General features: G+C 41.7%; 10 protein-coding genes. 4 read left to right on the top strand and 6 right to left on the bottom strand.

The features are described 5' to 3' along the window. Window positions 1–175 precede the first annotated feature (175 nt). Window positions 176–799, top strand: a complete 624-nt coding sequence (locus E0409_RS09990; protein ID WP_131290345.1) for a class I SAM-dependent methyltransferase — start codon at window positions 176–178, stop codon at window positions 797–799. A 40-nt stretch (window positions 800–839) separates the two neighbouring features. Beyond that, entirely contained in the window at window positions 840–1,301 is a 462-nt protein-coding gene (locus E0409_RS09985; protein ID WP_131290342.1) for a hypothetical protein, read from the top strand. Window positions 1,302–1,409: 108 nt separating this feature from the next. Here E0409_RS09985 and pta read toward each other — a convergent pair whose 3' ends face one another. From pta to E0409_RS09965, 4 genes are all read right to left on the bottom strand, one after another. Continuing rightward, window positions 1,410–3,551, bottom strand: coding sequence for a phosphate acetyltransferase (gene pta / locus E0409_RS09980; RefSeq protein ID WP_131290339.1), 2,142 nt, complete (start codon window positions 3,549–3,551; stop codon window positions 1,410–1,412). A 56-nt stretch (window positions 3,552–3,607) separates the two neighbouring features. Further along, on the bottom strand, window positions 3,608–4,828 hold the full coding sequence (locus E0409_RS09975; RefSeq protein WP_131290336.1) for an acetate/propionate family kinase: 1,221 nt from the start codon (window positions 4,826–4,828) through the stop codon (window positions 3,608–3,610). A gap of 312 nt (window positions 4,829–5,140) precedes the next feature. After that, window positions 5,141–5,542, bottom strand: a complete 402-nt coding sequence (locus tag E0409_RS09970; RefSeq protein ID WP_131290333.1) for a hypothetical protein — start codon at window positions 5,540–5,542, stop codon at window positions 5,141–5,143. A gap of 122 nt (window positions 5,543–5,664) precedes the next feature. Continuing rightward, window positions 5,665–6,930, bottom strand: a complete 1,266-nt coding sequence (locus E0409_RS09965; protein WP_131290330.1) for a glutamate-5-semialdehyde dehydrogenase — start codon at window positions 6,928–6,930, stop codon at window positions 5,665–5,667. Window positions 6,931–7,232: 302 nt separating this feature from the next. Here E0409_RS09965 and E0409_RS09960 point away from each other — a divergent pair, with 302 nt between their 5' ends. After that, window positions 7,233–8,564 carry an alpha/beta fold hydrolase gene (locus E0409_RS09960; RefSeq protein WP_131290327.1) on the top strand — a complete coding sequence of 444 codons (1,332 nt, stop codon included), beginning with the start codon at window positions 7,233–7,235 and terminating at the stop codon, window positions 8,562–8,564. Between the two features lie 27 nt (window positions 8,565–8,591). Here E0409_RS09960 and E0409_RS09955 read toward each other — a convergent pair whose 3' ends face one another. Together E0409_RS09955 and nagZ are read right to left on the bottom strand one after the other, a co-directional pair. Continuing rightward, the gene (locus E0409_RS09955; RefSeq protein WP_131290324.1) at window positions 8,592–9,452 is read right to left on the bottom strand and encodes a class I SAM-dependent methyltransferase; all 861 of its coding nucleotides are present in this window, start codon (window positions 9,450–9,452) and stop codon (window positions 8,592–8,594) included. Between the two features lie 182 nt (window positions 9,453–9,634). Continuing rightward, complete coding sequence (nagZ, locus tag E0409_RS09950) at window positions 9,635–10,657, bottom strand: beta-N-acetylhexosaminidase (RefSeq protein ID WP_131290320.1); 1,023 nt, start codon at window positions 10,655–10,657, stop codon at window positions 9,635–9,637. Window positions 10,658–10,857: 200 nt separating this feature from the next. On the opposite strand from nagZ, the gene E0409_RS09945 reads away from it, so the two are divergent. Beyond that, window positions 10,858–13,056 carry a carboxy terminal-processing peptidase gene (locus E0409_RS09945; protein WP_131290317.1) on the top strand — a complete coding sequence of 733 codons (2,199 nt, stop codon included), beginning with the start codon at window positions 10,858–10,860 and terminating at the stop codon, window positions 13,054–13,056. Window positions 13,057–13,179: the final 123 nt, after the last annotated feature.

Below are 13,179 nucleotides of genomic sequence, written 5' to 3'. Positions count from 1 at the left end.
TCAAACCTTCAAACCTTCAAACCTTCAAACCTTCAAACCTTCAAACCTTCAAACCTTCAAACCTTCAAACCTTCAAACCTTCAAACCTTCAAATCTTCAAATCTTCAAATCTTCAAATCTTCAAATCTCGATCTAAATCTGCGTATACTATTTTAAAAATATGAAAACTTCGATGATGAAAGATCAGTCTGAACTTGCGCAAAATATTATTGAAGTTTATAAAAAACATGCACGTGCATGGACAGAATTGCGTGGTCAATTTCTTTATGAAAAAGCATGGTTGGATCATTTTCTTTCGCTCATTCCAGAACATTCAACAATCCTTGATTTAGGCTGTGGTTCAGCGAAACTCATTGCAGCCTATTTAATTGCCCAAGGTCATTCCGTGGTGGGTGTTGATAGTTCTGAGGTCATGATTGAAATGGCACAACAAAACTTTCCTGAACAGCGCTGGATTCAGGCAGACATGCGTCAGATAGATTTAGGACAAAATTTCCAAGGCATTTTAGCTTGGGATAGTTTTTTTCATCTGACTCAAGATGATCAGCGAGCGATGTTTTCAATATTTCAGCAGCATACCAAGCCGGGAGCTGCATTGATGTTTACCAGTGGTCCAAGTCATGGAGAAGCCATTGGAGATCTGTTTGGTGAGGCTTTATATCACAGCAGTTTATCGCAAGATGAATATCGACAATTATTAAAAGATTATGGTTTTGAAGTGGTGAAGATGGTCGCGGAAGATCAGGACTGTGCAGGACATACCGTATGGTTGGCAAAGAAAATTGATGAAAAATTCTAAATAAAAATGTGGAACAATAATTAAATAAAGAGCAGTTGGCATGATTAGAATATTATTATTAGGCTACATAACTTTTGGCTTGTTATATTTATTTGTTAAGTTTTGGCCGATTTATTTAGATAAGCCTTTTGATAAAGCACTCCATATATACTGGAATCTAAAGATATTAGATCAACCGTTGAAAGTAAGCTCAATATTTCCTTATAGTGACACCGTTTGTATATTAGGGTCTTATCAAAGTCTCACTGACCCGAAATATCATAAATATTTTTCGAAAAAAATACTCAACGATAACCAAAAGTATTTGGAAAAAACACCCTCCTATCCCGATCAGAGTCTTTACCTAGTAGGCTTTAGAAACAATAAAATTCAGCAAATTTTTAGGTCAAGTTTTTTTGACGCTAACAGTAAAATTCCCTGTATAAAATCTGATGGAAATATTTCTCTCGTTAAAACGAATGATCCAACTATAAGAAAGATAAGAGTCGCCTTAACCGATTAATTTCAGCTAAATCATCCGCTATTTAAAATAATGGTTGTTATATGGAATCCACATAAAAAAACCACCCAATTTTTCAATCAGGTGGCATGGAGAACTTGGTTTTAAGGATTATTGAACTTCTTGCTGTTCCGCTTGAATCGCAGTCAAAGCAATCGTGAACACGATGTCATCTACCAATGCACCACGTGACAAGTCATTCACCGGTTTATTTAGACCTTGCAACATTGGTCCCACACTCACCACATTCGCAGCACGTTGTACGGCTTTGTAGGTGGTGTTACCGGTATTTAAGTCAGGGAAAATAAACACATTGGCACGACCGGCAACAGGTGAGCCAGGTGCTTTGGATTGACCTACGCTTTCAACCGATGCGGCATCATATTGCAATGGACCATCAATCAACAAATCAGGGCGACGCTCTTTAGCAATGCGTGTTGCTTCAGCCACTTTCTCTACATCTGCACCCGTACCAGAAGTACCAGTGGAGTAAGAAATCATGGCAATACGTGGGTCAATACCAAAGGCTTTGGCTGAATCGGCAGATTGAATTGCGATTTCAGCCAGCTGTTCAGCATCCGGATCCGGATTGATTGCACAGTCACCGTAAACGTAGACTTCATCTGGCAACAACATAAAGAACACAGAGGATACCAGTGAGTAATCAGGTGCAGTCTTAATCAGCTGGAATGCAGGACGAACTGTATTCGCAGTGGTGTGTACTGCGCCAGAGACCAGTCCATCAACTTGATCGAGAGCAAGCATCATGGTACCGAGTACAACGGTATCTTGCAGTTGTTCACGTGCCTGTAATTCGTTGATTTTACCTTTGCGCAATGCCACCATCTTTTCAACGTAATTGATACGAATCAGATCCGGATCAATAATTTCAAGATCATGCGGCAATTCGATATTACGTGCTTTGGCAACCTCAATCACAACTTCAGGTTTCGCCAATAAAACACAGTGCGCGATACCACGCGCTTGACAAATTGCAGCCGCTTGAATGGTACGTGGTTCATCACCTTCAGGCAGGACAATACGTTTTTTCGCCGCAATTGATTTTTGAACCAATTCGTGGCGGAAAGCAGAAGGGGATAAACGTGGTTTGTATGAACCATTCAGGATTTGTACCAGCCAATCCAGATTAATGTGACTGGATACGAAACGCGTCACTTGTTCTGCACGTTCAGTATCATCGACTGGAATTTCATTACTTAAATTTGACAAACTTTGAGCAGTTTCAAAGGTGCTTAATGAAGTATGCAGAATCGGTAGGCCATTTTTAATTGCAGCTTGGCAGAACTCTAGAACAGTTGCATTCGGTTCATGGCGTTCTGTCAATACCAATCCTGCTAGGGGAATACCATTGCAACTTGCCAAACTACTTGCCAATAAAACATCAATACGGTCAGATGCGCTAATGATCAGTTCACCGGCCACAAATTTATTCAGTTCATGTTCAATATTTGAAGCAATTAAACTGCTGTGTAATACACGACGCTGTGATGCTTCACCCTTATTAATCCATTCTGCTGAAATATGAGCGGCTAGATCAGAGATGCGCGGAACACTCAGAGTGTTACTAAACGGCACTAAACCAACCACTGGAAGATGTTCAGAACCAATATGCGCATGGGTTTTTTGAATCTCCGCAACAAATTTATTGGTGTCGCTAATTAAGCGGATACTTGGATCAAGCGTGACAGGAATTTGTGCAGAATCTTCTGGCAAACCTTTGGTGCGCATAAAGAGCACACCGGCAGTGCGGTCATTCGCAGCACCGCCTAAATGGCGTAATTGCGTATCCACTTTGTCCGCAGTCGCGACAGGGTGATTCACATCTGCATTGCTCACCACAATAACTTGGGCATCCAAGGCTTTGGCTAAAGTTGCATTAAATTCTGCTGCAAAAGCATCGCGATTGGTCGGGACTAAGCCCATCACAATAATGACATCATGCTGTTTTGCAATTTGGCGATGCAGGCGTACAGCCTCTTCAAGTAACTCATCACTTTCACCCAGACTCAGTCGCTGGATGAGACTTTCATAAGCAATCGGTTCAACCGTTTCGCTATTCGATAAATGACGATACAGCGCTGTTGTACCATCTATTTGTTGATTTTTTTCTTGTGAAAAAGGTTTAAGAAAACCGGCTTTCACACCTTGGCATTCCAAAGCGTAAACTAGGCCTAGACTGGCTGAAGTTAATCCTACGCCTTCCCCGGTTGGAACTAATAAAATTGTTTTCATAGCTTGATTCTAAATAAAAAGGATTCAATGATGAGCATCATAAAATGTGCGATGGCTTAAGCCATCGCAACATCAGCTTCAAACTTTTTTGCAGCGAATTGACTCACCTCATTCACAACATGCTCAGTTTCTTGCGCGATGCGACCTTCTTCATCAGTAGGAACAACCCAGATTTGCGGACCTGTACCTGCATCGATACGGCCTTCCGTTCCGCGTTTCAAGTTGTCGTTTTGTTCTTTGCTTAAGTTGAAACCGAAATGAGGTAAGTAAGCCATGGTTTTTTCGCGGATATAAGCCGAGTTTTCGCCAATACCACCGGTAAAGAACAGACCATCAAGACGTGGCAAGCCACAGCTTAAAGCAGCCAGAGATTTAGCCAGACGGTAGCAGAATACTTCAATAGCAATCGTGGCATCTTCATTGCCTTGTTGTGATGCTTCAATCAGGGTACGCATGTCATTTGAAAGATTGTCTGATAAACCGAGCAAACCACTTTCTTTGTTAAGCATCTTGTCAATTTTGTAGAGATCCCAGCCAAGGTTAGCAGCCAGGAAGCTGTGTAAACTTGGATCGACATCACCGCTACGGGTGCCCATAACAATGCCTTCAAGTGGAGTTAGACCCATAGAGGTATCCACACTTTGACCATTCCAGATTGCGCAAGTCGAGCTACCGTTACCTAAATGTGCTGTTAACCAGCCACCTTGTTTAAAGCTGCCTGCCAGTTCTGAACCGCGTTCAGATACATAGGCGTGACTGGTTCCGTGGAAACCGTAACGGCGGACATTGTGTTCGGTATATAAGAATTTTGGTAATGCATAACGGAAAGCATGTTCCGGCATAGTTTGGTGGAACGCCGTATCAAATACCGCCACTTGTGGTAGGTCTGGGAAAAGACGTTTGGTGGCTTCAATACCCACTAAATGTGCAGGGTTGTGCAGCGGTGCAAGTGGTGTTGCTGCACGGATTTTTTCAATAATATCATCAGTCAATAATTCTGCTTTGGTGAGCGTGCCACCATGTACAATACGATGACCAATTGCGTCAGGTTTATAATTAGCTAAACGCTCTAAACCTACTTCTAACGCTTCTTTATGATCAGCATTCGGAATACGGATATCAACAGGTTCATTGCCTACAGTCACACCTTTAATCCGCGCTTCAGGCGTACCCAAGTTTTCAGCCAAACCATGGATGCGGAATTCTTGATCTTCAAGCAATAATGCAAATTTAATCGATGAAGAGCCGCAATTGATGACGAGTACTGATTTAGGCATGACGTATTCCTTAACTAAAAATTATCGTACTTGAATTGTTGTATTACCCCTGATCGTTGATATTCATTTTGCTAGGCATCATCCGATCTGTTTAATAGTTGTACCATGTTGGTTTTTATAGCCACAAGCTAGACTTTAGGAGATTAGACTTAAGCACTATCGACCAGTAGGATAATAATAATTAAAATTTATCAGCTGATAGATTTCATTTATTAATAAAATAGTACTTAATTGTAAAGCATGTCTTTGTATGAATTTTAAACATAGCATGGATGATCAATTTTGAGCAGAATATAAGTGTAGTTTTAATGCTTAGTTTTGATACTTTATTTCTGACCAGCGTACGATCACATAAGCAATCAGTGCAACCATAAAAAACACCAGCATCATCCAGGCCAAGCCTTGCAAGGTTTCAATAATCGTCCGATAAATTTCCAGTACCCAGCGTTCCTGTGTCAGCTCGATGACAATTTTTTTGTCATTCTCGGTGTAGGTCAGGGGGGTGATGTATTTTTCCATATCGTAAATACGAATCCCGGAAGATGTACCCACGACCATGCCGGCAAATTTGGTGTATTTCGCCCAGGCTTCATGAATCGGATCGTTAATAATTCGAGCCAGAATTTGATTAATAGAATGGGAAAAAATTTTCATTACGGTAAAGGAAACCAGTAATGCCAATACAAAGGTGCAGATCATTAAATAATAAAACATTGCATTTTCCCTTTTATGGTTATTTTTATCATCTTATGAAATTTAGCTTAGAGATATTGTAGTGGCTATGTTCAGCCTCATTTTTGAAGCTGAACACGGAATGCTTTTATTAATTGCAGGATTTATTGGCGAATTTGACCATCACCAAACACGATCCATTTTTGCGACGTCAGACCTTCAAGACCTACAGGACCACGAGCATGAATCTTGTCAGTAGAAATGCCAATTTCTGCACCCAAACCATATTCAAAACCATCTGCAAAACGGGTAGATGCATTGATCATCACTGAGCTTGAATCTACACGGGCCAAGAACTGGCGAGCAAGACTATAGTTTTCAGTAATGATGGCATCGGTATGATGTGAACCATATTTGTTGATATGATCAATCGCCTCATCAATCCCACTGACCACTTTAACCGCCAAAATTGGACCTAAATATTCGGTGTACCAATCTTCTTCGCTGGCAGGTTTCACAGTTGAACCTAGAATGCGCTGTGTTTCACGGCAGCCACGCAGTTCAACCTGTTTCTCTGCATACAATTCAGCAATGTTAGGCAAGAATTCTTCAGCGACTTTTTCATCCACCAACAGGGTTTCCATGGCATTACATACGCCATAACGATGCGTCTTGGCATTCAGCGCAATCGGTAAAGCTTTTTGTAAATCGGCTTGTGCTTCAACAAAGACATGACAGTTGCCATCCAGGTGTTTAATCACTGGAATACGCGCTTCATTGCTCACACGTTCAATCAGCCCTTTGCCTCCACGTGGAACAATCACATCCACATATTCAGACATGGTAATCAGATGACCGACCGCTGCACGATCAGGCGTGTTAATTACTTGTACTGAAGTTTCAGGTAAACCTGAAGCTTTTAAACCATGTTGAATCGCTTCAGCAATGGCTTTATTCGATTCCAGTGCTTCAGAACCACCACGCAAAATAATGGCATTTCCAGACTTTAACGCAAGAGAGGCAGCTTCAAGAGTCACATTCGGACGTGATTCATAAATCATGCCGACGACACCTAAAGGTACCCGCATTTTACCGAGCTGAATTCCGGAAGGGCGGAAGGCTAAATCGGTGATTTCCCCAATTGGGTCAATCAGGCTCATCACATCTTTTAAACCATGCAGCATGCCTTTAAAGCGTGTGGGGGTAAGTTCTAAGCGATCAAGTAATGCACTGTCCAAATTGCTGTTACGACCTTTGATCATATCAATTTGGTTCGCAGCTAAAATAGCAGCTTCACTGTCTTCTAAAGCAGTGTAAATTGCAGATAAAGCATTGTTTTTTGTTTGGGTAGAAGCGCTTGCTAACACGCGAGAAGCTTGGCGTGCTTGTTGTCCTACCGTTTGCATATATTGTTCAATTGAATCTTGCATAGCGGTTGATCACTTAGAAATTACACCTTCGATAGTAACAGTCTGGAACAAGACAATGAAGCATCTATCTGGAAAATTTTTTTGAAACTTTTCAAGCGATTCATATTTTTAAATTGTTTTATTTGTAAATTTAGATAAGTGGTCATGGAATAAGTTGCGTGTCAAATCATCCTCTGTATAGAATAAAAAATAATGACATTGATGTCTGATAATTAAAGCAAATGAATGGATGCAGTGTAGCGCAGAAATTCTATATTTATTTTCTTGCAAAATAACAATAAGGCAAGAATGGAGGAAGGGATATGAATTCCATGATCCAAATGGACTCGGAAGTACAAGAATCAAACACGAGTTTTGGCTTTTTTGATCTTTACCATAGAAACAGTTTTAAAGAGCCTGCACGTACCACGTGGATCAATGGCTGGAAAATTGAATATATGGCGATTACTCAACCTGAAAGGATTCACAATACTCCAATCGTCATTATTGGCGGGGCATTTCAAAATTTCAACTCTTATAAATATTGTGTAGAACAGTTGCTTAGTGCAGGTCCAATCATCCTTATTGATTTACCGTCTATGGGTGCGAATCAACAAATTACCAATCGTGATACCGGCGTTTCTGCAGGAACTTTGGAATTACCGGATTTGGCACGCATGCTCGGTGAATGGCTGGATATAGAAAATTTGTCCAAAGTTTCAGTCATGGGGATGTCGCTAGGTTCCGTGGTCGCTTCAGGCTTGGCACATCAACGCCCTGAATTGATTGATCGCATGATTCTGATGGGCGTGATGCAAAAAACTCGTAAAAGCTGGCGCATGTTGCTGGAAGAGTCCTTGCATTTAATGAAAGAACAACGCATGGACGAGTTCGGTCAAGCGGTGATTCTATATTTGGTCAATCATGCCAAAATTGATCAAACCAAAATGTCACCCACTGCAAAACGTTTGTTTTTTAAACAGATGGCTGAATTTACTGCAACCGAGCAAGATCGCTATGAAATTAACTGTAGCCGTTTACTGCGTTTAACCGATGTGCCAATTCCTGAATGTAAAGTACTGGTCGCATGTGGGCAATATGACAGTTTTACCTTGCCACATGAAAATGCTAATTTTGCCTTGCAATGTCCAGATATGGAATTTGCCATGATCGCCAATGCAGATCATGTACCGCAATTACAGCGCCGTAAGGAAACCATGAATTTGTTTGCAACTTTCTTGCAAGGTCAGTCGATCCACACAGTGGAAGGAGTTATCCCGATGACACGTGCACAGTTACTGACTTTGGAGCGTCGCGGTGAAGAACGTATTGCGGTACAAAGCCCAATGACTGTATTGACCCATCGTTATTCAGAGTTGCAACTGCCAACCCACATTATTGATCTTAACTTCTTTGGGGTTTTACTTGAGTTTGCTGAAGGTCTAACTGCAAAAGTTGAGCAATATCCACGTGATTTGGCTTTGCATCTGGAAGATGAGGAAGGTCAATTCAAGATTGAATGTCTGATTTTTGCCATAGACTCAACACAAATCCGTGCCTTATTTAAACATGGCAGTTTTGAGGTGGCAGAACGCTTATTACGTTATGTACAACGACAAAAAGAAGCAATGTTGGTACTGGAATCAGTCAGTTAAACGCCTTTTTGCAAAGATGAAACAGCGTTAAATACGCTGTTTTTTTATGTTCGCATGGATCATCCAGACCAAATCCCCTAGGTGTTCATCGCTAGGTGATTCATTCGTCGACTGCTCTTGAAAATACTGTTGGGGTTGAACAACGCTGATATTTTCAAAACCTGCTTGCTGGAAAAATTCTTGCGCTTGCTGAGGATGAGTAAAATGAAAGCTAAATGCACTCTTGGACATCCATTTGAGTAGTTTGCTGCTGGCCCAAATAAAATTGGCCAATTTGTTTTTGACCGGTTCCGGATAAATATCGGTCAGGTAATGCAGTTCTTTAAAATTTTGCCCGTAGTGTGTAATCGCTTGCAGCAATTGCAATAGCATGTCTTTATTAAAGTAGTTTATTAAACCTTCACTAATCACCACCAATGGGCGAGTTGGGTCAAATACCTGAAAAGCCTGCTCAAAATCTGCAGTGAATAAATCCACCGATAAAACTTCCGGACTATTGGCATCAATCTGTTTTAGAGCTTGGGTTTTGACTTTTGCCATACCCGGTAAATCAAGTTCACGATAATCGATATTGGGGTATTTTTGTCGAAAGTTCCAACCGCGTGGCGATAGACCACTCGCGATTTCAAGCACCTGTAAATCCGGGTGTTGCTCAATCAGTTGGCTGAGATGCTGATCAATCATGCAGTGACGTTGTTTTAGCGTGGTACGCATACTGCCACCGACAAATTTTTCCGCCCAACTTTCTAAAGGGTGAACCAGTTTGGCGAGCATTTTGCCTTTAGAGGTTGCAAAAACGGGGTGTGAAATTCCCATGGTGTACCAAATATACCCGGTGTAATGTGCAGTAAATGAAATGTGTCGATGTTCTGAAAGCTGTTGTGTCATGTCATCCTGACCTGTATGTTTTTGTAGTTTTAAATGTATAAGTGAGTGTTTGATAGGCTTCTTATAGGACTGATTCGTATCTTTTAAAAGTGAATATCAGCAGATATAGGCAAGAAGTCTCTGACTTTATTTTTAATGATCATAAAGAAAAAGGAACACCTTGTCGTGTTCCTTTTGTCGCATTAATTCAATGAATTTTTAAAGTTTTCGATCGTATTGCGGACTTTTTTCCATTCAGTACCCAAGTCCAGTGTTTCGCCAACCGTAAGTTCAGGAATTTTACCGCGCATACGTTCTAGACGTTCTTGATTCGGTAAAGGCAAGTCACCAATCCCTTCTAAAGCAAGACAAGCCGCTGAACGGTCATTACAGACCAAGCCCATGTCACAACCGGCCTTGAGAGCAGCTTGAATGCGGGCATCTGCACCACCTGCAACACAAGCCGCTTGCATAGTTAGGTCATCTGAAAAAAGCACACCATCAAAGTTCAACTCTTGACGTAAAATATGCTGAATCCAATGTGGAGAGAAACCGGCAGGGTTGGGATCGACCTGATCGTAAATCACATGCGCGGGCATGAGTGCGTCCAGTTGTGGCATCAGCTGAATAAAGGTCTGCATATCTTTATTGTAGATTTCGTCATAAGAGCGTGAATCTACAGGTGCTGCCACATGTGAATCCGCTTTGACTGAACCATGACCCGGGAAATGTTTGCCGGTATTGGCCATACCTGCACGTTTCATGCCTTTCATAAAAGCACTGGCAAGCGGGACAATATCTTGAATATTTTTGGCAAATCCACGATCGCCAATCACATCGCTGACATCGTTTAAGTCCAATACCGGGGCAAAACTAAAGTCGATACCAACAGCGAGGACTTCAGTGGCCATCAGCCAACCACATTGTTCCGCTAAATCAACCGCCTGTTCAGGTTCGGTTAGATAGAGTTCACCCAAACGACCCATGGCAGGAAGCAAGGTAAAGCCCTGTCTTAAACGCTGTACGCGACCGCCTTCCTGGTCCACGGCAATTAAAATATCGGGTCTGATACGACGCATATGATCGGTTAAGGTACGAACTTGTTGTGGTGATTCTATATTTCGCGCAAATAAAATCATGCCACCTACTTGCGGTGTTCGTAATAGTTCAATATCTTCATGAGTAAGTTCTGTGCCAGCGATGTCTAGCATCAATGCGCCAATCATATCGGTGTCCGTGTTGGAATTTTATAAAGAAAAAACAATACCCGAATTCTGCAATGATTTGCTACATTTTGACAGTACAGAATATGATAAAACTACACGACATACACATATTAAGTTGTTTAAGATTTTGAATATACTGCATTCATGTTGAAAAATGACGTTGGAATATTGGTCAAAGACCAAGGAAGTAAGAACTATTTATGAAACTTCAGACATTAGCTTGTGCAGTTGCAATTGCGACTGGAGGGTTTTTCTTTACTCATGTAGTAAACGAGGCAATTGCTGCAAATACGACTGTTGCAGTTTCTCAATCTATACAGCCAACGCAAGAACAAGCGCTGGTATCACGCCAACTGGCTACTTTGGTTGACCGTCAGCATTATTTAAATCAGCGTTTAGATGCGGCTACCTCTAATCGAATTCTTGATTTTTATTTAGATAGCCTAGATGCAGATCATTCATTATTTTTAGCACCTGAAGTTGAACAATATAAGAAAAATTATGGTGCCAATTTTGGTGCTGCACTAAAAGCCGGGGATTTATCGGGTCCATATTTAATTCATGCCCAATATCGTGAACGTTTAAAACAGTTTTATCAGTTCATGTTGGCTGAGTTGAAAAAGCCGCAAAACTTGAAACAAAGCAATGTCTATATTGATACCGATCGCGAAAAAGCACCTTATTTCAAGTCTGCAGCAGAACAACGCGCACATTGGCAAAAAATGCTGGTGTCGCAACTCATCAACTTAAACATTAGTAAAGAAGAAGAGTCTGCGAAGCAAAAAGCGTTAAAAGCTGATCCGGCTTTAGCCAATGGACAGGATTTAGCCAGCCCAGAAGATTTAACCCCAGTTCAAACCTTGACCAAGCGTTATACCCGTCAACTTGAACGAATTAGCCGTGTTAAAAGTGATGATGTCTTAGACAAAACTTTAAATGCGATGATGTTGACTTATGATCCGCACAGTAACTATTTCCCGCCTGTAGATGCAATGGAATTGAACCGTCAAACCACCTTGCAATTAGAGGGGATTGGGGTTTCGATTCGCCCTGAACGCGGTAATGAGGATTACACCAAGATTGAAACCATCGTCGAAGGTGGTCCGGCCAGTAAGTCCGGTCAGATTAAATCGGGTGATCGTATTATCGGTGTTGCGCAAGACGGCGAAAAAATGGTCGATGTCATCGGCTGGGCAAGTAACGAAGTGGTCGGTTTAATCCGTGGTAAGCGTGGAACCAAAGTCAGCCTGCGTTTACTGGGTGCCGGTGCATCAATGAGTCAGGCACGTACCGTGAGTTTGGTTCGTGATGTGATTCAGGAAGAAGATGCCGGTGTACGTTCACGTACGGTTGATATTAAGCGCGATGGTAAAAACTATACCTTTGGTGTGATTGAAATTCCATCGTTCTATTTAAACTATCGTGCGCGCCGTGCAGGTACCGATTATCGCTCGGTTTCTGAAGATACCAACAACGCTTTAAAAGCTTTGGCTGCGAAAAATGTGACCGGGATTATTATTGATTTACGTAATAACCCGGGTGGTTCACTTGAAGAAGTTGCACGCATGTTGGGCCAGGTGATCAAGTCCGGTCCAGTGGTGCAAATTCGTGACGGTAGTGGCAATGTCAGCGTGTTTGAAGATGATGATGGCGGTACACAAACCTATGCAGGTCCACTTGCAGTTATGGTGAACTTAGCTTCGGCATCAGCCAGTGAAATTTATTCTGCGGCTATTCAGGATTATGAACGCGGTATCGTGATTGGTAGTACCACTACCGGTAAAGGTACAGCGCAAGTCCAATTGGATACTTTGGCGCATGGTCAAGCCACCTTAACGCAACGTAAGTTCTATCGCGTTACGGGTGGTAGTACCCAAAATAAAGGCGTAGTGCCTGACATTAAACTGGTGGATATCTACAACGAAGAGTTTGGTGAACGTAAAGCCAAGAATGCCTTGAAATGGGATACCATTCCAACTGCACCATTCAAGCGTGAAGGTTCTGTACAACCGTATGTGCAAAACCTGGCGCAAATGTCACAACACCGTGTAGTGGTTGATCCGCAATTTAAATATCTGGAACAACGTAAAGCGATTGCCAAAAAAACTGAAGAGCAAAAACGAGTCGTTCTTGATATTGATCAGCGTAAAGCGGAGTTGAATGCACTGGAGCAGAAAACTTTAGAGGCAGAGAATCAGCGTCGTGCGGTGACAGGTCAAAAACCTTATGCCAATTGGGAAAGCTACCAGGCTTCTATGGATGCATTGATTGAGTCACGTGCAAAAATGAAGGCAACTCAACGACCTTATTTACCTGAAGAAGAAGCGTTTGTCACAGAGTCTGCCAATATTTTATTGGATTATGCGAAATTACAATCTGGTAAAGCTGCTGCAAACTAAGTTTAATCATTAGGCGTTATCCTTTTAAATATGTAAAAAGCCAGTCAGTTCATCTGACTGGCTTTTTACTTGTCTGTGGATTGGTTTTTTAATTTGAAATAGCTCCCTTTTCAATAAAGGGAT

It is taken from the genome of Acinetobacter sp. ANC 4862 (assembly GCF_004336635.1).
In the GTDB taxonomy this organism is placed as follows: domain Bacteria; phylum Pseudomonadota; class Gammaproteobacteria; order Pseudomonadales; family Moraxellaceae; genus Acinetobacter.
Note: the sequence above shows the minus strand (reverse complement) of the source record. Positions and strands in the feature narration are given on the sequence as shown.